Origin of the sequence: Solibacillus cecembensis (assembly GCF_050272495.1) — a bacterium.
Classification (GTDB): Bacteria; Bacillota; Bacilli; order Bacillales_A; family Planococcaceae; genus Solibacillus; species Solibacillus cecembensis.
Genome location: NZ_JBNNMF010000004.1, coordinates 1 through 23,953 on the forward strand (window position 1 = coordinate 1; position 23,953 = coordinate 23,953).

15 protein-coding genes and 2 pseudogenes are annotated in these 23,953 nt (G+C 35.2%); 4 read left to right on the forward strand and 13 right to left on the reverse strand.

The features are described from left to right. Positions 1 to 383: 383 nt before the first annotated feature. From ACQKIH_RS04835 to ACQKIH_RS04885, 11 genes and pseudogenes are all read right to left on the reverse strand, one after another. Positions 384 to 1,070, reverse strand: coding sequence for an MBL fold metallo-hydrolase (locus ACQKIH_RS04835; protein WP_427763728.1), 687 nt, complete (start codon positions 1,068 to 1,070; stop codon positions 384 to 386). Positions 1,071 to 1,301: 231 nt separating this feature from the next. Then, entirely contained in the window at positions 1,302 to 1,577 is a 276-nt protein-coding gene (locus tag ACQKIH_RS04840) for a CD3324 family protein (RefSeq protein WP_427763730.1), read from the reverse strand. A 728-nt stretch (positions 1,578 to 2,305) separates the two neighbouring features. After that, positions 2,306 to 3,193 (reverse strand): anti-sigma-V factor RsiV, encoded by an 888-nt coding sequence (gene rsiV / locus ACQKIH_RS04845; RefSeq protein WP_427763731.1) that lies wholly within the window; start codon positions 3,191 to 3,193, stop codon positions 2,306 to 2,308. A 2-nt stretch (positions 3,194 to 3,195) separates the two neighbouring features. Next, a complete protein-coding gene (sigV, locus tag ACQKIH_RS04850; protein WP_427763732.1) occupies positions 3,196 to 3,690 on the reverse strand; it encodes an RNA polymerase sigma factor SigV in 495 nt (164 codons plus the stop codon). A 611-nt stretch (positions 3,691 to 4,301) separates the two neighbouring features. After that, positions 4,302 to 5,261 carry a hypothetical protein gene (locus ACQKIH_RS04855; protein ID WP_427763733.1) on the reverse strand — a complete coding sequence of 320 codons (960 nt, stop codon included), beginning with the start codon at positions 5,259 to 5,261 and terminating at the stop codon, positions 4,302 to 4,304. Positions 5,262 to 5,904: 643 nt separating this feature from the next. Then, positions 5,905 to 6,039, reverse strand: a pseudogene (locus ACQKIH_RS04860) (FAD-dependent oxidoreductase); the annotation flags it as partial. Between the two features lie 354 nt (positions 6,040 to 6,393). Continuing rightward, positions 6,394 to 6,627, reverse strand: a pseudogene (locus ACQKIH_RS04865) (5'-3' exonuclease); the annotation flags it as partial. A gap of 93 nt (positions 6,628 to 6,720) precedes the next feature. Further along, positions 6,721 to 8,202, reverse strand: a complete 1,482-nt coding sequence (hutH, locus tag ACQKIH_RS04870; protein ID WP_057983601.1) for a histidine ammonia-lyase — start codon at positions 8,200 to 8,202, stop codon at positions 6,721 to 6,723. Positions 8,203 to 8,491: 289 nt separating this feature from the next. Further along, positions 8,492 to 10,489: an ABC1 kinase family protein gene (locus ACQKIH_RS04875; RefSeq protein WP_057983599.1), complete on the reverse strand. Its 1,998-nt coding sequence runs from the start codon at positions 10,487 to 10,489 to the stop codon at positions 8,492 to 8,494. Between the two features lie 66 nt (positions 10,490 to 10,555). Continuing rightward, positions 10,556 to 10,984, reverse strand: a complete 429-nt coding sequence (locus tag ACQKIH_RS04880; RefSeq protein ID WP_057983597.1) for an SACOL1771 family peroxiredoxin — start codon at positions 10,982 to 10,984, stop codon at positions 10,556 to 10,558. An 82-nt stretch (positions 10,985 to 11,066) separates the two neighbouring features. After that, positions 11,067 to 12,281: a carboxylate--amine ligase gene (locus ACQKIH_RS04885; RefSeq protein ID WP_057983595.1), complete on the reverse strand. Its 1,215-nt coding sequence runs from the start codon at positions 12,279 to 12,281 to the stop codon at positions 11,067 to 11,069. Between the two features lie 228 nt (positions 12,282 to 12,509). Here ACQKIH_RS04885 and ACQKIH_RS04890 point away from each other — a divergent pair, with 228 nt between their 5' ends. Beyond that, the gene (locus ACQKIH_RS04890; protein WP_057983593.1) at positions 12,510 to 13,418 is read left to right on the forward strand and encodes a DUF4003 family protein; all 909 of its coding nucleotides are present in this window, start codon (positions 12,510 to 12,512) and stop codon (positions 13,416 to 13,418) included. Positions 13,419 to 13,530: 112 nt separating this feature from the next. On the opposite strand, the gene ACQKIH_RS04895 is transcribed toward ACQKIH_RS04890, so the two are convergent. Next, positions 13,531 to 14,907, reverse strand: a complete 1,377-nt coding sequence (locus tag ACQKIH_RS04895) for a right-handed parallel beta-helix repeat-containing protein (RefSeq protein WP_427763735.1) — start codon at positions 14,905 to 14,907, stop codon at positions 13,531 to 13,533. 353 nt (positions 14,908 to 15,260) lie between these two features. Beyond that, positions 15,261 to 16,472 carry a serine/threonine transporter SstT gene (gene sstT, locus ACQKIH_RS04900; protein WP_057983589.1) on the reverse strand — a complete coding sequence of 404 codons (1,212 nt, stop codon included), beginning with the start codon at positions 16,470 to 16,472 and terminating at the stop codon, positions 15,261 to 15,263. 328 nt (positions 16,473 to 16,800) lie between these two features. On the opposite strand from sstT, the gene ACQKIH_RS04905 reads away from it, so the two are divergent. The 3 genes from ACQKIH_RS04905 to ACQKIH_RS04915 all read left to right on the forward strand — a co-directional run bounded on the left by ACQKIH_RS04905 (position 16,801) and on the right by ACQKIH_RS04915 (position 23,927). Further along, a complete protein-coding gene (locus tag ACQKIH_RS04905) occupies positions 16,801 to 18,528 on the forward strand; it encodes an HD-GYP domain-containing protein (RefSeq protein ID WP_057983587.1) in 1,728 nt (575 codons plus the stop codon). 17 nt (positions 18,529 to 18,545) lie between these two features. Next, a complete protein-coding gene (locus ACQKIH_RS04910; RefSeq protein ID WP_427763737.1) occupies positions 18,546 to 23,660 on the forward strand; it encodes a sensor histidine kinase in 5,115 nt (1,704 codons plus the stop codon). A 63-nt stretch (positions 23,661 to 23,723) separates the two neighbouring features. After that, positions 23,724 to 23,927: a hypothetical protein gene (locus ACQKIH_RS04915; protein WP_057983583.1), complete on the forward strand. Its 204-nt coding sequence runs from the start codon at positions 23,724 to 23,726 to the stop codon at positions 23,925 to 23,927. Positions 23,928 to 23,953: the final 26 nt, after the last annotated feature.

Consider the following 23,953-nt stretch of genomic DNA (forward strand, 5'->3'; position numbering starts at 1 on the left):
GCGAAATTAAACAACCAGTCGCCGGTTCAATACCGACAACTGGTTGGATAAATGCTTTTTTGACCTCTGTCTTATATACGGGGGTCAGTCCCATGCTTTGCGCTGCCTTTTTTTGTTTCGCAGTTTGTGTCAAATGCGACATGAAAACTTCCATTGTCTTATTCAACTAACCTGCCCCGTTAGTAAAAAATGCTTTACTCCTTATTGAGGTAACGCACCCGTTAGCTTAATAAGGAATTTTTGTTACTCCTCTTCACTATCAAGTAAATAACCAACAAATTCTTCGTGTAAAGCAACTTCTTTTTTTAATTGTATTCACGATTATTGTTATAAAACTGAATAATAAAGTTGTTTAATTCGAGAGCTTTTACGTTTGCCCTCAATTATAAAGAAAATTTCCCACCATGATAACAATAGTAAGTTTCAGCTTTAAGATTTTTAATCTTTCTTAAAGACTGCTGTGCATTATCGACATCTAGACAAAAGTTTGGATTTGCAATGATCAATTCCTGTTTTTCATTAACAGCTGTATCACCCGTAATTACGCTATTCAATCTGGGGAAATACAATGAAATATGTCCTGAAGTATGCCCCGGAGTTGCTATTATCCTACATTTTTCATCTAAAATCATATCACCATCATGTACCTTTTCATCAACTGAAATATGCTTCAAATTCTTTAATTGCTGTATAAACCAATTACCAAAATCGACTTCGCTTTTCGGCATAGTCTTTAGCATTTCTTCAGCTTGAATCAATCTCTCTGACTTCATTTCACCACTAATGTATTTTGATTCAATTTCACTAGCTATAATGTTAATCCAAGGATACTTTTCTTTGAAATCATATAAGGAACCTATATGGTCATCATCATAGTGAGTAATGATAATATTCTTTAAATTCTTCATTTCATATCCATTTTTTAAAATTTCATTCTCTATTAAAGTTAAAAAATTTGCATACCCTGTATCGACCAAGGTTAATTCATTATTCAATATAATTAAGCTAGGATAAATGTAATTTTTTTGTCCATTAAATTCAAATTCAATTGGTAGTTCTAATATCTTCATGTTTCTTCCTCCATCAATTATTTATTCAAACACTGAACAAGCATTATTTGTTTTTAAGATTACATCATAATTATTAGTAAAGATAGATAAAGAATAGTAATGAAACATTTAATACCTAACAATACTTTTTACCCATACTGATTTGTAATTAGACATCATATTTTAGATTTAAAAAAACAAAAAGGCTATCTGGTGTATTATTTTAATAATTCCCCAGACTAGCCATATCAATTATTTTATTTCTTTTTTTGCATAAACAATTTTTTTGATTGTTTCAACTGATAAAAAATACTTTTCAGATATTTCTTGGATGTTCATTCCATACTCAAAGTTTTCTCGAATGTTGTGATTTCGATGATTCAGTTGCTTTTGTATACCACTAACAGAACCCCACTTTTTTCGAGTGGTTTGTTGTATTGGAATATACAATATTTCCCCTTGTATATATTTTTGAACTTCGGCCAAAAGCTCTTTTGGTAATACTTTTGTAGCATTTATATATTTCAAATTTGCTCGCTCCTTATTTCGATTTAACATAAATAAGGTGCAAAGCCAAAATATTAGAATTATTATCTAGCGATTAAATATTTTTCCCCATGCAAAGTATCGCTTTTCTAAATAAAGGCTTTGCATGAGTTTGGGTTTTATTTCTTAATGTAATAGATTTATTTTTCAATTAAAACACTCCTTTGGATAATCATATCCAAAGGGGTGAAACGATGCAACTTTATTAAAAACGGTACATCTTTACAAACGGTATAACTTTATTTCAAACCTACAATTGGAGGGGGCCATTTGTAATGCAAGAACTAAACAAGTAGAAAGTCAATTGCCCATCACCCACGCAACCAGAATTCAATATCAAGTGACTCAGAAATTGCACCAATTTCTCTCAATACTTTTAATTGCGATTCAGTTTGTTCATCGAAAACTTCATGTTTCATATGAGACCACCTTTTACTCAATTTTTAACTAATTAGAGAGTTGTTATGAATACATTCTTATTCAACTAAACTGCCCAGTTAGTTTAAGTGTAACATTTCACAATGGATCACCGAAGCCTACTTGATGTCTTAGACATAAAAATAGACCATCGAAATGATGGTCTTGTTTAACTAAAGCCCCCGTTAGTTGAATAAGGCTTAGATTATAGGGATATTTCAGATAAAAGTTTTTATTTTGGGATTCATTTCTTTAGTGATTTCTTTTTTCTTGATACATTTTCTGTTCTCGGGCTATTTGATATACGTATTGCTTTCGAGATTATCTTTAATGACCTCAGTAGGAATTATGAACTCCAAAGCGCCCATTGCCCCTGGTGCTACCTCGTATTTGTCAAAGCAAATGACCAACTTACCCTCGTTATTGATGTAGAAACTTTGATTTCTATCAATATTTACAAATGATACCTGTTCAGGATATTCAACAATCCCTGCTACCTCGTAGTAATTACTGCTATCTTTCTTATAATTTGCGATCATTTGCTCAATGATATTGTTGCTGATGTAATAAATGTAATTATCATCTTTGAAAAGACTTGGTAATGTAATTAAAAGTTCGTTCTTTTTATCTATCGTATCGAATTGTCTTGCGGAATAACCATTTGATGTGCTGATTTCATAACGTTCGATAGCAAGGATTTGATCGTTGTCGGTTTTCACTTCATAACCTCCTTTGACTCCAATATGCCCACCGCCCACGCTTTCAACATATTTCATACTTTCCTTGAAGGCTTCATATTGTGCTTGGGCTTCAACCATATATTTTTTATTCAAGCTTGCTTCAAATTCAGTGTTCTCCAATCCTTGTAAAGCTGGTACTTGGATATCGGCTTTATATGTTTCATCTTCTACTTTAAATTCGTGGAAGGAAACAACTTTTGCTAGACTACCAATGACAGGCACGTCTTTTACTGAAGCCGCAAAGGATTCACTCGTGTTCACACCTAATATAAAAAATAGTGCTGCTGCCGCTACCCCTCCAGTAATTTTTTTAGGCAATTTTTTATGATTTTTATTGTTCTTCATTCCTTGTTTTATTGCATGCCTAACAACAAAATCTAATTCTTCTGGAATAGGAATATTGTCATTTTCTTTTTTCATTTGTTTTAATTTATCATCCATTATTAATAATTCTCCTCAATCATATCGATGCGTAATATTTGTAACGCTTTGTACAACCTTGTTTTAACAGTACTGACATTTTCATTTAAGATCTCAGCAATTTCACCTAGTTTGAAGTCTTCGATGTATCGGAGTATAATCACGCTACGGTACTGCTCGGGTAGCGCATTGATTGCTGTATTTAAATCAACATTTTCATAATTATCCACCATTCCTGTATCTAAGTTAGATAGTATCGCGTCATCTATAACCATAAGTTTTTTCTGTTTCCGAAGCAGGTCAAGGGCCGTATTCACGACAATTCGATAGAACCATGTTCTGATATACTCAGGATTTTTTAATGAATTCTTATTAGAGAACGCTTTATTAATGGCATCATGCACCACATCAAGTGCATCTTCCCGATTTTGTACATATTGGTAAGCCAGTCTGTAGTACTTTTCTTGATTCTGCATCACAAAATCTGCGATGTTTGTCCCTAAATCTGTTTTGTTCATCTTTTACAACTTCTCCTTAAGGTGAAAATTCATTATAAGTGCACTCTATAAGCTTGACGTACAGCTAATCTAAAAAGTTTGCTAAAACAAATAAAATAAAACAATTCAATTAATCTTCTTTTATTACGTTACTGATGATGAAAGATTAACAACAAAACAAGTAAACTATCTAGATGTCGATAAAATCTTCACTCTTCATGTAAAGTGACAATAAAGTTACTTAATTTTAAAAGCTCAAACAAGCATAACCCCGTCCTAGATTTAGAACGGGGTTAAAAATATTGTTGTTTAATTTTTGATGTAAGATACTCCACTCCACTAAAAAATATAATAATAAAGTCGTTTTAAAATCTAAGTCTTATTCAACAATAGCGCCCATGAGCCTCCTCGGCAATTTCTACACCGACAACTAGATGCATTGAGGAATGTTTTCAATGAGTTGATTTTCTTGTCCTACGATTTAAACTTCATCGTAGAGCGTCCTCCTAGATGATGGGCTTTTGAGGCATCGACCTCGTATGCAACCCTATCGTACCGAGGCCTTGTTTTTTTGCAAAGACCAAATTTTTCGTTTCACAGAAATTCTATCGGGATCTTAAATCTACAAAGACCTATTTTAGCAGTTCGAAAGATTTATTAATATTCAAATCACCGTACAGTTGGTCAAACAGCTTGCCGTCTTCCGACTGGGGAGCAAACGGATTGGACTGCGGTACCGTATACACATACACCATGCCATTGGCTTCCGTAATGACGCTCCCTACAGGCGGCCCTTCTTCGCTTGAGAGGCGACTCCAATCATTTTTTGAAAATACGGAGATCATCATCAGCATCTCAGTATCTTTTCCATTTTTTGTCGTATAATCGAACTGCACTACATGCTTAGCCGATGGCATGATTTGATTTGCATTTGTGCCAGCATATTGGCTTGCCTTGTAATGTCCGTTCCATGATGCAGGCAATTTATAACTGAAGTTTGCCTGAGAATTTGTGTATAGTTCTTGGTTATCCGCCAAAACATCTTTGAGTTTATTTCCTTCCCAAGTTAAGATCAGATGATCCACGTATCCACCATTTCCTCCTTGAGGGGCCGTTACGATAATATCGTTCACTTTGTTGCCCGTATAGTCACCAATAATCAAGTTTGGTTCTCGGGCTGATTCCACATACATTTTTCCATCCGTCCCTTTGAACATCCAATCATATTTTATGTATCTTTTAGTTTTTCCCTCCTGCACGATGATGGATAAATCATTCGCATACGCATCCAGTTTTCCATCAATCTTTTCTTTTGTACCCACCAATATCACATTGTCTTTAACTGAATTACCGTCAATATCGGACACCTTGCAGTCGAGTACATACGTATTTTCCTTAAGTTTAAGTTCGGGTACTCTAAATTTTTGACCAATTTCTATTTTTGGTAACTTTTTTTCGGATTGCTGAGCTACCACTTTTTGATCTGAAGCTGCCTGTTTTGCCAACGAAACTTGTGGCGCCCCGATTCCAACTGCACAAATGAAACCTGCCAACACTAAATAAGGAATTTTCTTTACGTACTGCTTTTTCATTTTCAAAACCTCCATTTATTCATTTTTGTCTCTACATAAGTAAGACGTATGAGGTCCCCTAAAAAGTTTGTTTTTGGATTGGAGGAGAAAGAAATCTTTTTTTATAAACAGTACCTAAAAGGGGTAACGTCAGGTAAATGCGGATTTACAACGATAAGGAAAGCCTAATTTCTCGGTGGTGTAAGTGAGAAATTAGGCTTTAGTTACTTCATAAAAGCGCCCTTTTGTTGAATAGAATGACTCGCATTTTATTTAACAACTTTATTATTTTTTAAACGACATTATTGTGAATTAAACAACCTTTTTGTCATTTAACACTTCACAAAAAGTCGTTCTTCTTAAACTAACCTGCCCGTTAGTTTAAGTACATTTCTTCACAATCCTTACAATTACATTAACATAAATATCCAATAAAAAAATCATCTAACCTCTAAGGAATATACAGAGGAGAGATGATTTTAATCAAACTTTATTACAAATTATCGATCTTTAATATAAATAATCAATCTTTATTACAAAGCTACACTTAATGAAATATAAAAAGTTTGATTATAAAGTTTGATTATATATAATCAAACTCAAAATCCCTAAATATAAGGTCTGGCTTTATTTTATTATACTATTTACCCTATATTATATTTGTTTCCGTAGTAAGTGTTAATTGCCCACCCGGTTGAATTCCTTCGATTACTAATGGCTCCATATTGGCACGTGCTAAGTAAATAGCAACTGTTGCCCCTGCTGGTCCTGTACCTAAAATGACTACTTTTTTTCTCAAAACAATTGACCTCCCAATATAATTGAATGCTTATATATTGATTATAATAATGCATTGCTATATAACAATATACTTATATTATGTTTTACTAACCCTTTTTGCAACTATATATTTTCAATTTACAAAACTTTATTAAAAAAATCCGCTTATTTTAAATGCTCATTACTTCTTAGAACATTAGATTCCTTAGTCTCTTTAAAATCTTACCATTTTAAAGACCTTCACTAACTTTAATTGCAGTGAAGGTCTTTTTCTTTTATATAAAAGTTCTTTATTCCCAATTTCAAATGGGAAAATTCAAATTACATTTATTAAATCAATATTTGATGAATTTACCCAACTCTAATACGGTATATACGGTGGAAATAAATCATTGCGGAATGTATGTGCTCCCATATCCCAACATACTGCTAAATGCGTAGGTTTCATCAAATTTTGAGCCGTTAACACATGGCGGGCAAATCCTTGAACGCCATTAGAAGGAGTTCCGTCTTCTAATCTAATAAATTGATTCATTGCTGCTGATGCAAAATACGAACGGAATAACAGGGCCATCCCGTCAACTATTAATAAATGTGGTTTTGTCATAACTAAACGTCCTCTCTTTGTTACAAAAACCTATTATAACAAAAGTTATCATTGAGAAGGCGATTGAAGCTTAATGACGTTCACTCTATCCAATCAATGAGGTAACAAATAAGCAGCAATTTTATTAATATCTTTACTAAAAATACGATCCTCTGTCATGCTCGGCGCAATTGCTCGGAGCTCCTGCCATTTTTCATAAAGCTTTGGTGACATTTTTTGTGCATCGCGGTATTCTACTGCTTGAGCCGCACAAAATGCTTCAATAGCTAATACGTGGCGTACATTGGCAATAATCATTCGTGCATGACGTGCCCCCGTCGTTCCCATACTCACATGATCTTCCTGATTTGCAGAAGATGGAATCGAATCGACAGAAGCTGGGTGTGCTAATGTTTTATTTTCTGACACTAGGCTTGCTGCACTGTACTGTAAAATCATTGCTCCGGATTCTAACCCTGGATTTGCACTTAAAAAAGCTGGTAACCCTTCACTTAACGATGGATTGACTAAACGCTCAATTCGACGTTCTGAAACATTCGCTAGTTCCGCCACACCAATTTTCATAAAGTCCATGGCAAAAGCAATCGGCTGACCGTGGAAGTTACCACCCGAAATAACGACTTCCCCCTCTTCAAAAATAAGTGGATTATCCGTAGCCGCATTCATTTCAAGCTCTAACTTTTCCTTTACATAATTCAGCACTTGCCAGCTCGCTCCGTGAATTTGTGGAATACAACGCAGTGAATATGGATCTTGCACTCGTTTTTCCCCTTGGTGCGTAATGAGCTGACTGCCTTCTAGCCATTCACGCATACGTTTTGCAACGTCCATTTGCTCCTGCATCCCTCTTGCTTCATGCACAGCTGGATGGAATGCATCAATAATGCCATATAAAGATTCCATCGTCATCGCAGCAATCCATTCACTTGCATATGCTAACTTTTCGGCTTCAATATAATTCACAACACCTTGTGCGGTCATCGCTTGTGTACCATTAATTAAAGCAAGCCCTTCCTTCGCTTGTAATTTAATTTGTGGTAATTGATGTTCATTAAACACTTCATCTGAAGGACGAACTTCCCCTTTAACCCAAACTTCCCCTTCCCCAATAATCGCGAGCACTAAATGCGATAATGGCGCTAAATCTCCAGATGCCCCTAATGAACCTTGCTGTGGAATAATTGGATGCACTTTTTCATTGATCATCCATACTAAACGTTCAAGCACCTCTAAACGAATACCTGATAACCCTTTTAATAAAGCATTTAATCGCAGTACCATCATCGCTCTTGAAACAATTTCAGGAAATGGATCGCCAAAACCGCATGCATGTGAGCGAATTAAATTTAATTGCAAAGTACCTACTTCATGTTCTGCTATTTTGACATCACTAAATTTGCCAAAGCCAGTATTAATACCGTACACTGTTTTTTCCTGCTGCACAATTCGTTCAACGGCTTGTCGGCTTTTTTGCACCTTATCCATCGCTTCTTGACCGATTTCAACTTTTTCATGCTTGTATAAAATTTCTTCTAGCTGCCCCATTGATAATCTTTCACCGTTTAATTGAATCATGTATTCCGTCCCCTTTTATTGCCGTATTTTGTTAATGAACTTAGTTTATTTTATTATTGTACAAATAGTTAGATTTTTCTAGTACTTTATTCGATTTTCACTAGAAATATTAATTTATTCTCTAAAATCGTTATTTTATATGCTTAATAACACATTTTTATATACTTCATCTAATTCATTAACCTATTAACGAATCATCAATTTAGTATTTTAGCATAGTGAAGTTTCGAATTTTTCACCACAAAAAAGACATTTAGATAAATGCTCCAAATGTCCTTTTCCATTCAATTTATTTCATTCGTTTCATATCTCTTATTGCTTGTATGGATAGTCGAACTAATAATATCGCGCATAAAAATAAGCCTAAATAAGCGACCGCATTTAAGTAGACCGCAAAGCTAGATTGCATAAACTGGGAGATTGCTAATAGTGCGACCGAAATTATTCCAAAGGTAATTCCAACTAATAATAAGACGAGGCGTGAGAAAAGTTGGCTAATGAATAAGGAATTTGCCTTATCGGAAAAAATATCGTGATGTAAAATAATTTTCCCGCTTTCGACTTTCTTCACAAGCTGATCAATACGTCTTGGAATTTTGCGGATATTCGGTAACAGGATGGCTAATTCCTCTTCGATAAACGCTATTGTAGCACGAGGTTCCGTAAATGGTTTTGTAAAGCTCGTTTTTAAATAATCATTTGAAAATTCCTTTGCCTCTGTAAATATTTCAAAATCGGGATCAATGATGGATAATGTACCATCTAACGTCACAACCGCACGTAACGCAACATTAACCGCTGGATAAAAATGCAATCCAAATTCACGGACAACTGAAAAAATAGAATAAATTAATACATCTGTCGGTATTCGAGATACGTAATTTATTTTCAGTAAGATTTGACTAATTGCCTGCTCCATTTCAATGCGATTAATATCTTCTGTATTTTCAACGAGCAATCTTACACCATCTACAACGAGTGGCGCATCATTTTGATAAATGCCGACTAAAAAATATTTCAACCCTTCTTGCTGCGGTTCTGCAAGGCGACCAACCGCGCCAAAATCAAGCATCGTCAGCTTTCCTGTATGCTGCTCAATATAAATATTTCCCGGATGTGGGTCCGCATGAAAAATTCCTGAAACGAGTGCCTGCTCTAGAAAAGAAAATAATAATGTTTGCGCAAATTGACGGTGATCAACTTGCTGCGCTTCATAAATATCATGCGCAATGGCTACTGACTTCCCTTTTATATATTCCATAACAAGAACGTTTGCATTGCTATAACGATGATACACTTTTGGTATTTTTACATCATTTTTTTCATTTCGAACAATCGTCATCATTTGTTCCATATTCCGCGCTTCAATCGTAAAATCGATTTCTTCACTTAAAGCTACGCTAAAACCTTTTGCTAACTCTAAAAACCCTAAGCTTTCCGCCCACTGTGATTTACTTGAAATCCAACTGGCAAACTCCATTAAAATGCCTAAATCTTCATTCATAATATTTTTCACATCTGGGCGCAATAATTTTACAGCAACAGGTTCGTTAGTATCACGTAAAATCGCTTTATGCACTTGGCCAATTGATGCTGATGCTAATGGTTCCTCACTAAAGTAGGAAAAGATTTGACTAACTTCACCTTTTAAATTTTTCTTCAAAATTTCGTCTACTTGCTCTTTTGAAAGTGGACGCACATGTTGTTGCAATTTTTCAAGTTCCTCAATGAATACTGGGGATAGCAGCTCTTTTCGAGTAGAAAGAACTTGACCAAACTTAACGAAAATCCCACCGCATTGCTCCAGCGTATCGCGCAAAGCAATTGCTAATTCGCGTTCATCTTCACGCGAACGAGCATATTTCACCGTGCGCGTCACGCCATTTTTCATCGCAATACGGACAACTTGACTTAGACGTTTTTGACGACGCCAATAAATAAACAGTGTCTTCACACTAGAGCGGCGTCCTACAGGTGCCCCGTTGTCATTAATTTCAATTGGGTCAAACAGTTCAAAAAACAAGTAAAGTAGCATTGAAATAAGAAGCATCCCACCAAACCAAAGGAGCGTTACGATATTCGTTAAGTTTGAAATGATACCATCTTCAAAAAAGCTTGTACCACGTAAATACGTATACCAAAAGATGAAGCTCGTAAAAATCACACTGATCGCAACTGAGAAAATACGCTTCCCTAAATTCACTTGGGAGCCGATTAAACGCCCACTAATAAAAAAAACGAGTATTGAAGCAATAACTAATTGTAAAATAATTATTAGAGCATGCATCCATTCGACCTCCTATTTCACTAATCCGCCGGGGCATTATCTTAATTCAGCGGTTTTTTTGCTGAATTAAGATACGTGTACTTCAATCTTCACATTTCCTCTTAACGCCTTGCTAATCATACAAACTTCCTCTGCTTTATATGCGTAACGTTGTGCCATAAGTTGCTTCTTTTCGTCTTGCTGTAACATGTTTAACTCTATATAATGGTGAATTTCACGGTAAGTAAAAACCCCATTCGTCACTTCAACAATACCTTCAGACTTCAGTGTAGGTTGTGCTTCAATTTGACTTCGTTCCAACATCGCTGCAAGTGTGATCATATAACAAGTTGCGGCAGCTCCCAATAGCATCTCATCAGGATTCGTGCCAATGCCCGGACCATCCATTTCTGGCGGTATTGAGATTTGTGTTTCTAAACGCTGTGCTGTTAATTTGCCTACTTCATTGCGTCCACCTGGCCAATCGATTGTTAAACTAAATGTATGTAATGTCATTTTTTATCCACCCTTTACCTTTTCTTTTACTATATCAGATTCAAAAAGGCGGTTGGAACAAATCGCTCCAGCCGCCTCCACATCACCAAACGTTTTCTTTATATTTTTTATAGTAATTGATTTGGCGCATAAATAAATAAAATTTACGTTTACAATGCTTGTCCTGCTTATAAAATAATGGATTCACCATTTTGCCTTCACGAATCAGTCGTTGAATATCCGCTTGAACAGTTGGATCTTCAACGAATTTTCTTAAGACAATTTTCGGAACGACCGAGAATAATAAATCTCCTTTTAAATAAGTGCATGGCGTTGGTATATTGAAAATTAAATCGTCCACAAAATAGCGCGCCATATTATGTCCCATTGCCGTCACATAATAGCTTGAGCGACCTTGGCGAATATTCACTTCAAACACTTTAAACTTGCCATCTCGTTCATCATATTTTAAGTCGAAGTTCGCAAATCCGCGGTAATCAACTGCTTCTAAAAAGCCGCGTAGCTTTGTCATCACTTCTTCATTGTAACGCGTTAGGACAGCCGTATAGTTTCCGATTGCGGTTTTCGTATGTTCCTGTAATGCCACTTGTGCAAATGTTACAAGCTGTGTTTCACCTTTTGAGCTTACATAAATAACGGAATCCCACATCGCTGTATCTTCACCAGGAATGAAATCTTGTATGATCAGCTCATCTTGATAGCCACTCGCCTTCACCATATCAAGTACTTTTTGTACTTCTTCGCGACTTTCTACTTTAAACACTTTCGCTTGTCCTTCAAAAGGATGGCGACTATATTCGATTCCATTGCTTGGCTTAATAATGACCGGATACATCATGTCACCTGTAAAATCACCGTCAACGCGACAGTCATAAAAATATGTTGTCGGGATATCAATGCCGTGCTGCTCACAAAGTTTATAAAAATTGGATTTTAACTGTAAATGTTCCATTAGCTCTTCATCAATATTGTTAAAAACAAAATAATCTTGCAAAATGGCACGATTTTCTATAATTAAACGGACGTATAAATCATTCGTCCCGATTAATACAAGCTTGTCTGCTTCATCGCCATATTTTTTCGCAACACTTATTAAAATCTTCGCAAATTGGTCGGGTTCACCCAATTTTTTATCATATTCAATCGCACGTGGAATGGTACTTAAATTCGTAAAAGGAAGTGCACCTTTTCCTACTAAAATCGGACGGATATTATATTCTTCATGAAATGAAATGGCCATATTGTATGCGTTAATATCTGTCCCTACAATGATGGGCAAAAATGGTTGTTTGCTCATAAAACTCTTCCTCTCGATATGTTCAACTAGCTTAACTAGCAATACGTTTTCTTATTCAATAGAAGACTTCCCAAGCGGATGTCCATTAACATATCATACAATACTCTTTCGAATTATGCCTTAATTTACAAGTAAGAAAATTATCCCATGCCTTTGATTATGAAAACAAAAGCAAACTTTCTGAAACTTCTTCTTGCTTAGAACGTACTTATTAGAGAGGTGATTAAAGTGAATGAACGATTACAATTATTTTTTGACAATATCGGAAAAATAAAACTTTATTTCGGTTCGGATGCAGACAACTTTGCAAAACATTTGGCGCTCAAATTAACTGTTCGTAATATTCATTTTTATTACGAGGATTATGAAAACGTACAGCGGCAAATTAAATTGCATACGAAATGGTATCATTTTGCACGCAACAACTCCAAACTAAATCATGCTTATTATGTGCATTTTGCAAAAGATCCAAAACAAATCCCTAAAGCTTTTCAACATTATAAAACACTAACAAAGCAATTTAATCGAGGGGAACAAAGCTATCTTACTGCGATGTATTTAAATAATGATGCGGCATTAGACAAGCTTCGGGTACTTTTAAACGAATTGATGCAGCAGCCTAGTTTAAAATTTGTCTCACTTGATACGCATCATTGCGCCATTTTAGCTACCCGTCCTGAAGAACCATACATACTAGCGAGTACATACACGCAATATTATAACCAGCTTGTTACGGACGGTTTTGTTCGTAGTAAAGAAACCATTCAAACGGCCCTTTTATTAACGGTTGGTACAGGGACATTTTGCGAAAATACGATTCAGCAAGTAAAAAAACTGACGACACTTATTTTTTCGATTCGAGCAAATTTAAAATACTGTCACTACAGGACAATTGCTTTACTCGCACTGGCAAATTTTCAACCGAATCAAATCCCCGCACTCGAAGACATCCATGATGAAATTTGTCGTAGCTTAAAAATTTCGCCTAATAACTGCAATACCTTACTATTAGCTGCACAAATTTATACGGCAAATGAAGCAATAGGGGATCTCCCATCTTACAATATGGATTTTTCTGATTTTGCCTATGCTATTGTCAATGATGATTTTACAAGTACTAATGAAGCCAGTGATTAATATTTGGTCGCTGGCTTTTAACTAATTCCAATAAATTTTACGTTCAATATTTACTGGGACGCAAAAAAAGGCAGGTGAAATCGTTGCCCATTCCACCCGCCTCTTGCCTATTTTATTTCATCACAACATTTTTCGGTTCACATAATTCGAAACGACCAAGAGAATCCTCGGTAGCCCCTTTTGTATTTCCTAAAACGACAACCGCTTCATTTAATGCTGCTCGACATTTTGTGAACGTATTGTGAGAGGCATTCATTGTGCAGTTTAATGTATCGATTGCCGCGCCACCTGCACGAGAGCTACAACTATCAAATACAGTATCTCGAATTGAGATTTCTGCATCATACATATGAAGCGCACCACTTCGATCAGCGCGACTTTCTTTAAATTGACAACCTTCAACTACGAGTTTTACCTTTTGAACTTTACCTGTTATCCGACTAAAGAAGCTCTTTGATGTCATATGCTTTGCCTCTGTCCCTGCAATGTACATACTCCCACCTTTTCCAAGCGTAGAATTATGTTCAAAAATACAGTTTCGCAATACAAAATGCTCACTATTCGTAAAGTAAATCGCGCCCCCACGTTCCTCTGTAAAGCACTTTTCAAATGAACAACTATCCAGCTCTACCTTTGCATTATTCATTTCAATTGCTCTTACATTGTTCGCACCAAAAAAATGCGCATCATTTATTTTTGTAATCCCCATATTACGTAGGCTCAACATCGTTTTATTGGCATCCAGTGAAGCAATAAAGCGAACACCATCCGCCTTGATTACACCGCCGTCCACAATGATTGTTGCCTCATTGCCAAACGTTATATTCATGCCATTTAAGTCCAGCTCGGCACCTTTTCCGACAATAACCTCGCCCGTTAAATACGTAGCATGGCCGAGCTTTTTCTTTTGTCCCGCTAGTAGTGTCATTTGTGTCAGGCGTTCTTGATATTCAAAACCTGGCAAGAAGTATGAAAGCTCTTGTAGAGTTACGCCCACATTTTGCTCAAAAGCTGTTTGAACTACTTTTGTTGCAAGCTCTGTATCCTTTTTGAGCATCGCCAAACGGAAGCCTCGAATAAATTGAACTTCCTCATAACTTAACTGGAATAGTTCCTCAAATAGGACAAGTAACTCCTGCTCTTTTTCCGTAATTTTATGATCCTTTTGCGCATAGCCATATAAATCGAGCATGAAAATATATTTATGCTGGGCTTCATGCAATGTTTGCAGCACATTGTGAATTGTTTGTGATTCGGCCTCCATTGCAACAGAAATTGCTAACTTTTTAAATTCAGGCGGTAAGTCTAATAATGTAATTTGCTTTTTTAAACTTTCCTTTGCCATCTCACTCGGGTAGCCGTTCACACAGACTAACATTGCAAAGCCAATTGCATATGTTTTACGAAATTGTATTTTTTCATGGGCAAGTGGGTGCTTTTCATTTAATAGTTCCTTCTTAACTTGTCGCAAATTTTGTAATATTGACATGCTGTACCTCCAAAGGTTGTTTCGTTTGTATGTGTTCCTATACTTTATAACGGCAATAATTCAGTAATTTTTATGTCTATTTATATGAAAGAACACACATTTTCAAAACAATTCGAATAATCCCTCCAAACGGACACATCAAAAACAAATGATATACATAATTTCTACAAAAGTTTCTACCTTGTCATTATAAGTATGCTAAGAGAAGTTCTCATAAAGTATGCTCTTTGTGCAAGGCCAGCCTCTTCAAAATTTTTCCTTTCTAAATCCTTTCTCGATATATACACAATTAGAAAACTAAAAAACTCACCATTCCAACAATAAAGTTGAGACGGTGAGTTTTCATTTTGATTTTATTTTGTTTTTCGCTCGTTTGCGTACTCTGCCGCTGCAGTAAATACAACGTCTGATGAAGAATTTAGCGCTGTCTCACATGAATCTTGAATGACCCCAATGATGAAGCCAATTGCCACAACTTGCATCGCAATATCATCCGAGATCCCTAATAAGCTACATGCTAACGGGATTAGTAATAATGAGCCCCCAGCAACTCCAGATGCACCAGTAGCAGAAACGGCTGATAAAATCATTAAGATCATTGCTGTTAAAAGATCTACCTCAACTCCTAAAGTGTGAGCAGCCGCCATCGTTAAGATCGAAATCGTAACAGCCGCGCCTCCCATATTGATTGTCGCGCCTAAAGGAATCGAAATCGCATACGTATCTTTATTTAATCCAAGCTTTTCTGCCAATTCCATATTTACTGGAATATTAGCAGCTGAACTTCGTGTGAAAAATGCCGCCACACCACTTTCTTTTAAACTTGCAAACACAAGTGGATATGGATTGCGACGTGCAACGATAAATACGAGTAAAGGATTTACAACTAATGCAATAAAGAACATTGTCCCAACTAGAATAATCACAAGACGACCATATGACGATAATGCAGAAAATCCAGTTGTTGAAATTGTTTCAAAAACAAGTCCCATAATTCCAAGTGGTGCTAAACTAATTAACCATTGCACAATTTTTGTAATGGCATCTGATAAATCTGTTACTACCTTTTTCGTCGACTCACTCGCCGCTTTTAATGCAAATCCTAAAATAATGGCCCACGTAAGAATTCCTAAATAATTGGCATCTAGTAAAGCACTGACAGGATTCGAAACCATATTGAATAATAATGTTTCCAACACTTCCGTAATCCCACTCGGCGGTTCTATTTCTTGTGCGCTCGTTTTTAATAATAATGTTGTCGGGAAAATGTAACTAATAACTACCGCTACTAATCCTGCTAAAAACGTGCCGAGAATATATAAAATGACAACCATTTTCATATTGGTAGCCTTGCCACTCGCGTGAGAAGCGATTGCATTAATGACTAAAATAAATACTAATATCGGTGCCACTGCCTTTAACGCACTAATAAACAGCGTTCCGAAAATTGAAATGACCGACAATTGTTCAGGTACTAATAAAGCAAATACTACACCAAGTAAAATACCTACAATAATTCGGTTCACAAGGTTAATACTATTCCATTTTTCAAATAAACTTTTCATTTTTTCCTCCAAAAATTATCCGATGTAGACAGTTACATAGAAGTCTATATGGTTTTAATTCATTTTTTATTTATATTAAAATAATACAATGTATCCGTATATAATACAACTGTATTTTTCAGACGTACATTGAAATTGAAATTTACAGGCTCTAATCTACCAAATAAAACTTTCCTCATGATGAGCATTCCATCAAAATAACTATAATAATCCTTATATCAAAATAAAAAGCACTCTTTTTTAACTAATTTTTTTATTTTTTTAACCCAGTTTTAACCTTTGCCCTATAAATTAGTACTGTAAAGAAAAAAATTGGGAGTGAAAAAAAATGACAAACCGTACAATTCAACCACAAATCCAGTACTGTACAATCGAATTTTTAAAGCCAGGAGATGTTGTAAACGAGGATTTATATGTAGAGAATCGTCGACTACTATCAAAGGGCCATGTGCTGACAGAGCGCATTATTACATTATTAAAAAATCGTAATGTAACAAAAGTATGCATTCAAAAAACTGAAACGGACAATTCAGAATTGATAATGGAGATGGATGTGAAGGCAGATGGAAAGGTCGAAAGCGAATTAAACTTTACTAAACCTCTATTCGGTCAAATTCAAACAGAACTCGGCTATGACTATTTACATGTATTAGGCTCTTTAAGTTCTGAAAAACGATATGGACGTATTTTAAATAATTCTTTGGATATTCAATTTTTAAAAAATTTGTTTATTGATTATATGCAAAATCCAGTTTTATTCAAATATATTGAAAACCTTAAGTCTCATGACGAATATACTTATATGCATTCGATAGATGTATTTACAATTAGTACTTTGTTTGCACTATCAGAGGGCATACCAAACATCCAGGAAACGGCGTTAGGCTACTTGTTCCATGATATTGGGAAACTAATGGTACAAGAAAGAGTATTAATGAAGCAAAAAAATTTATTGGATATAGAGTACAATACGATCCAACGCCATACGCTAGATGGTTTTAATATATTAACTGATATTGGTTTTGAAAATATTGCTTATTTAGCAAAGTCACATCATGAACGATTAGATGGTTCAGGTTACCCTGAAGGTTTAGCCGCTCATCAACAATCAATCGAATTACAAATTTTACAAATTACTGATGTGTATTCTGCTATGACAACCAATAGACCTTATAAGGAAGCTGCTTCAGCCAATATCACGATGACACAGCTACTCAAACAATCCGCTCAATTTGACAGTGATTTAGTTCATCGTTTTATTGATTTCATTGGAATCTACCCTGAAAATGCGGTTGTACTATTATCTGACTCTAATCAAGCAATTGTCGAAAAAGTAAATCCTTTATACCCTTTACTTCCTGAAATTAAATTAGTAAACACAGGGCACAACATGACTTTACCTATCGATTTAAGTATTACGATTCAAAAGTTTTTAACGTTGACTATTGAAACTCCGGCAAATTTATTCGTTAAGTTTTCTGATTATCTTATTTTAAATGATGAGTTTCAAATAGATTATTACTATAATCGACTAAAGGAGCATTTCGATCAATCTGAGTGGTTTACACAAATTTATATTCCTGTCTTCCAAATAATTAACGTCATTGAGAATTATCAAATGATACCGACCACACGTTCAGAGGCGATTAAACTTAAGTTTTTATCTTTAATCAAACAATCGTTAACACATTACCGCCATCTCGACGCTAAAAAGAAAAAAGTTATTATTCTTACCGACGATATCGATATGTCTATACCGACGCGGATTTTTGAAGGCTTATTGCATAATTATGATTTTTACCCATTTCCATCTGACCTTGCTCAATCAAATGTACAAATAGAAAACCTCATTGCTCAATGTCATGCTGAAATAGTAATTAGTATTGGCCAACAACTTAACGTGCGTTTGCCAATTACACTTGATCATTATCACCTGACCGAGCAGCAATTAGAAACGGTACTTTCTCGTTATAATGGTACAAAGATTCATAATCAAAGCTTGTCGAATGAATTAAAGAAATTTATTAGTGACACCCAGTTAATCTCATCCATTTAAGAAAGGTGCTGTTTCAAATGTTTAATGAAACACATAACTTACAAACATTACTTAGCCGCAAATATGTTCAAAAATTTGATTGCATGATGTTTGTTCAAATAATGCCTTCTATTGTCACAGAAGAACAGGCTCAATTACAGTTAGAATTATTATCATTAAAAACAAAGCATGATCCTTGGTTATTTCAGCCCATGGGTTATGCTTTACTTGACCAGCACTATGTCATTGCTTATGAAGATTTTACAGGACAAACATTACAGCAACATTTAAATAGTAGATCTCTTCCTATCCATCAAGCGCTAGAAATTGCTATTGAATTAACAAATGCCTGTGTCAATATTCATCAGCACGGCGATATAATCGAGCATTTTTATCCATCACTTATATATATTCAACCGCAAACAAACAAAATAAAAATGCTCGCACCGCTTGCTATTCGTTGGAATATCGCAAATGAACAAACTTTTCAAGTTCCTCTAAAAATGGATGAACTACCTTATTTAGCACCTGAACAAACAGGGCGCATTGCATTAAATATTGATGAACGTACGGACTTATATTCAATAGGTGCAGTTTTATATGAAATGGTCACGGGTACACCGCTATTCCAGGCTAATAACACAATGGATAACTTGTACTATATTTTAACTAAATCTCCAGATCATTCTTTACTTGAGCAGCATTGTCCACTCGTAATGTTGCGTAAAATTATACTGAAATTATTAAGTAAAAATAAAGAGGAACGTTTTCAAACAGCTTTTGGGCTACGACTAGACTTACTTCAAGCTAAACAGTTACTAATTAACGGTAATTTAGCGGATGATCTTAACATCGGAACAAACGACTCTGTATTACAGCCTAAGCTCTCTACCAAACTATATGGACGACATACCGAACAAAATTTATTAAGTACCATTTTCCATAAAGTACAAAACGGAAAAAAAGACCTTGTTTTTATTCAGGGACCTTCAGGTAGTGGAAAATCCTCTATTGCAAAATCTTTAATGCAAGAAACTATATTAACGAAAGGTTATTTTATTGAGGGGAAATTCGACCAATTGCAAGAGCAGCATACATTCCAACCAATTATTGAACCGCTCCAACAGCTATTACGGCAAACCTATTTAGAGGGCGAAGTAGCCATTGCTGCATTTCAAAAAAGTTTATTAGAGGTCGACCTTATGTTGACCGAAAGTTTGATACATATACTTCCAGAACTACATTTCTTCCTAAATGATAAAATTCGCATTGTAAAAGAAAGCACACAGTACACATTGCAAATGAATGCGTATATTTTCTCCTCTTTCCAAAAAATCTTAACTATTTTTGCTCGTGCGAAAAAGCCTATTGTCATGTTTATTGATGATATCCAATGGGCACAACAAGAAGCCATTGAAATTTTACAAAATATTTTCGAACAACATAACAACGGTTATTTTCTTTTATTAATTGCTATGCGCGAAGAGAATTTCGATATAAGTGAAACCTGTTTTTTATGGCAAAAAGAATTAGATTCTTTTACTAGTATTCAAGTCCATTTACTCGATCAAGAAGCTGTTTTAAATTGGATTTGTGATTCTCTTCAATCCCAATGTGATACTGCCCATCATATTGCACAACACTTATATCAAATGACACAAGGAAATGCATTATTTATTCAAGAAGCATTTCGCATGCTTCTCGAAAACAAAACAATTTTCTATAATATTGAAAGCTTAAGTTGGGAATATGATGTGGAGCAATTACATGAAAGCATCGCCAACAATGAGTTATTCAGCTTTATTGAAAATCGTATGAACAAGTTGACACCTAAAGTCCAAAACATACTACAGATTGCATCTTGTTTTGGTCGTGTTTTTAATTTTAATTTACTGTCGAAAGTGGTTAACATTCCATTTTACGACTTACTAACCAATTTGGAGGAGCTGACATCACAAGGTTTTATTATTGCGGTTGATGGACAATTGAATTTTACTCAATCGACAATGTTAGAAAACCATCAAGAGCTTTATTCCATGCAATTTCAATTTATTCATGATGGAGTCCAACAGTCTGCCTATGAAGCACTTAGTCATGAAAAACGATTAAAAACCCACTTTTCTATTAGTCAACTGTTACAAAAAGAGAGCGATTTTATGAACCATCTCCATGAACTTGTACGACAGTTAAATTATTGTAATGAATTGCTGTCACCTTCTGAACAACAACAGCTTGCCATCTGGAACTTCGAGCTTGGCATACAAGCTAAAAACGCGGGCCTATATAGTACAGCTCGACAGTATTATAAAGATAGCTTACGATTCTTACCAGAAAATAAATGGACAGTATTTCGCGAAAAGACAATTCAGCTATTTATGGAAATCGGGGAGTGCGAATATTTAGTTGGTAATTATGAGCAATCTAAAAAGTATATTCAAGAAGCGCTGGAGCATACCCAAACAACACTTGAAAAACTGAAAATTTATCGATTAATGACTCTCATTTTTATTGAGGTAGAAAATAGCGAATTAGTTCTCGATGCAGGCTTTAAGGCGATGGAATTATGCAACATGAACATTTCGCGTGAACCAAAGAAACTGCATTTAGTACAAGAATTTTTATTATTAAAGTTCGCTTTACAAAATAAATCAAATGAACAATTACTAAATTTAAAGCCGATTGAAAATGAAGAAATTGACGTTCTCATTCAAATCATGATTAATATTGTTAGTAATTCATTTCGTATGAGCTCTAACTTAACTGGAATGATTTTACTTCGTTTAATGCGTCTTCAACTAAAATATGGAGCACCAACAGAGAGTGCTATCGTATTTATTAATTATGCACTTATATTAATTTCGGGCTTTGACAATGTAAAGGAAGCACTGCGATTTGGTAAACTCGCATTGTCTATGGCGGAAGCTCAAGATAATTCTTATATTAAGTCACGCGTTTATTTTATTTTTGGAATCTTTTTAAACCACTGGGAAAAAGACTTTGAGCTAAGTATTCATTATATGCGAACAACTCAGCTAAATCAGGAGCAGCTTGGGATGTACTATACAGTGACGGCGACTTCTTGCTTTTTATGTAGCGTTCAATTAATTGATGGGTATTCAATTCAAGAAATTATTGAGGAAATCACTTATCAACAATCACAATATGGCAAATATCCAAGTGTTCTCGCAATAGATTTTTTAACGGAAATGAAATCTTGGATGGGGGCACTACAGTCACCTACTCAACTGCCGGATTGGGATGCACATATCACGTTACATGATGAAGAGGCCGTTACCGTTATGCACTATACGTTAAGACTACGGATGGCCTATTTATTTAAAAATGAGACACAATTAAAGCAGTTACTCAACGATTTAGAAAAGCAAAGTTCAGAAGTTTATTCATTACCGACGACACCCGTTTATTATTTTTTACGCGGGCTTTGCCATATTGACTTTTTAAAGGGTAATATGGCATCTCCATTTTCTAAAAAGAAGCTCGTATCGGAGTTCAAGGACAGTATGCGCCGTTTTAAGAAATGGGCCAATGAAGCACCTCATCATTATGAACATCTGTATTTAACGCTGCTAGCTGAGTTCCATTTTTTGAACAAAGACTATGCACAAGCCTCTTTGTTTTATGATCAGGCACTCCAACTCACTAAGGTTTATCATTTTCCACAAGATGAGGCCATGATTTATGAACGTGCGGGAAAACTATTTATTAAGTTAAATCAATCGGCTAAAGCGCGCTATTATATTTCACAAAGTATAAATAAATTGCGTGAATGGGGCGCCTTTACAATTGCAAATCATTGGGGAAATGAATATTCTCACTTTATCATTCAACAAACTCAAGCAATTCAACCGACTTTATCTTATGACATGATTAGTTTATTAGAAACGACACACGCGTTAGCAAATGAAATGAGTATTGAAGAATTGCTGCAAAAATTGTTAATTTCCATATTAAAACAGGCAAATGCTACTTCTTGCTACTTTATTCGTTATGCTGAAAATAACTTTTCCACATATGCTAAAGTGGCTGCGGAACACGATGATTTTAATTTCACACTACTCCCTGAGCAAATTGATGTCGCACTAAAAGGGATTGTGGATTATTCCTTATTATTAAAAGAACCGCTCGTAGAAGGAAACCTTTCAAATAGTAAATATTTCAGCAATTTAAGTGTTCAAGCAAAATCATTTTTATGTATGCCCATCCAATTTAAAGGGGAAATCCAAGCCTTTTTATACTTAGAAAATAACTTGCTTGAAAATGCCTTTAATGCAGTACAGCTAGAGTTACTACGAATTATTGCAACACAACTTGCCGTTACACTAGAAAATGCAGAAATCTATTATGATTTAGAAAATCGCGTAAAAGAGCGTACAGTTGCTTTAGATGAAATGAATGTTTTCTTAAAAGAAGCAAATGACCGTCTCGCAATGAATGAGCAGGAACGTAAAAAACTATTGCAAAGTATTTCGCATGAATTACGGTCACCCCTTACCTCAACATTGGGCTATATTGACTCGATTTTAGATGGTGTCGTGCAAAATCCAGCACAGCAAACGCAATATTTACAACGTAGTCGCGAAAGACTCATCGCATTAAATCGCTTAATTCAGGATTTATTTGAACTGGCAAAGCTCGAAGCAGGACGCACAGATTTTAAGTATACGAAAATATCTACTCAACAATTTTTTGAAGAGTTTGCGCACCGCTTTGAGGAGGATGTTCTTCAAGCACAGCTCGCTTATTCTGTTTCTTGCAATTTGCAACCGGACTTATACGTTCAAATTGACTTACTACGAATCGAGCAAGTATTATCGAACTTAATTTCTAATGCGGTCAAACATACGAGCGAGGGGCGTATTTCAATTTCCATGTCTATTGAAGAGGATACACTTTTTTGTGTCGTTGAAGATAGTGGGAGTGGGATTCTTTCAAGTGAGCTACCATTTATTTTTGATAGCTATTACCGTGCGTCCAATTCGAATAAATTGAATTCGCATGGGATCGGTTTAGCCATTTGTAAAGAAATTATTACACAGCATGGCGGCAAAATATTTGCTGATAGTATTCCTAATCACGGTTCTAGATTCTATTTTACCCTACCGATTTCAACTGCAGATAATACTTATAAATAGATTCAAACCGTCCGACTGTGTTATTTTAGTAGAGTATCTTTACTTTCTAGGGAGGGAAAACCATTGTCGCTTTATAAGCGTGGCTACTTCTTTTTACTAATCGGAATTCTTTTACTAGCACTTTCTGTATTTGTAACCGTCAATTTAAATATTTGGGTGTGGGGAGCTATCTTCATCTCAAGTATATTGTTATGTACGATTGGAATCATTTTATTGATTGTCCATCTATACAAAGAAATCAAAAAAGATAAGCAAAAAAATAGTTAAGCAGAAAGCACAATGAAACTGGTTCA

Excerpts from the sequence above, each read along its gene's own strand:
- sigV (WP_427763732.1), bottom strand. The coding sequence starts at position 3,690 with ATGAACAAAACAGATTTAGGGACAAACATCGCAGATTTTGTGATGCAG.
- rsiV (WP_427763731.1), bottom strand. The coding sequence starts at position 3,193 with ATGGATGATAAATTAAAACAAATGAAAAAAGAAAATGACAATATTCCT.
- ACQKIH_RS04895 (WP_427763735.1), bottom strand. The coding sequence starts at position 14,907 with ATGTCAATATTACAAAATTTGCGACAAGTTAAGAAGGAACTATTAAAT.
- sstT (WP_057983589.1), bottom strand. The coding sequence starts at position 16,472 with ATGAAAAGTTTATTTGAAAAATGGAATAGTATTAACCTTGTGAACCGA.
- ACQKIH_RS04875 (WP_057983599.1), bottom strand. The coding sequence starts at position 10,489 with ATGCATGCTCTAATAATTATTTTACAATTAGTTATTGCTTCAATACTC.
- ACQKIH_RS04910 (WP_427763737.1), top strand. The coding sequence starts at position 18,546 with ATGTTTAATGAAACACATAACTTACAAACATTACTTAGCCGCAAATAT.
- ACQKIH_RS04885 (WP_057983595.1), bottom strand. The coding sequence starts at position 12,281 with ATGAGCAAACAACCATTTTTGCCCATCATTGTAGGGACAGATATTAAC.
- ACQKIH_RS04835 (WP_427763728.1), bottom strand. The coding sequence starts at position 1,070 with ATGAAGATATTAGAACTACCAATTGAATTTGAATTTAATGGACAAAAA.
- ACQKIH_RS04905 (WP_057983587.1), top strand. The coding sequence starts at position 16,801 with ATGACAAACCGTACAATTCAACCACAAATCCAGTACTGTACAATCGAA.
- hutH (WP_057983601.1), bottom strand. The coding sequence starts at position 8,202 with ATGATTCAATTAAACGGTGAAAGATTATCAATGGGGCAGCTAGAAGAA.
- ACQKIH_RS04855 (WP_427763733.1), bottom strand. The coding sequence starts at position 5,261 with ATGAAAAAGCAGTACGTAAAGAAAATTCCTTATTTAGTGTTGGCAGGT.
- ACQKIH_RS04880 (WP_057983597.1), bottom strand. The coding sequence starts at position 10,984 with ATGACATTACATACATTTAGTTTAACAATCGATTGGCCAGGTGGACGC.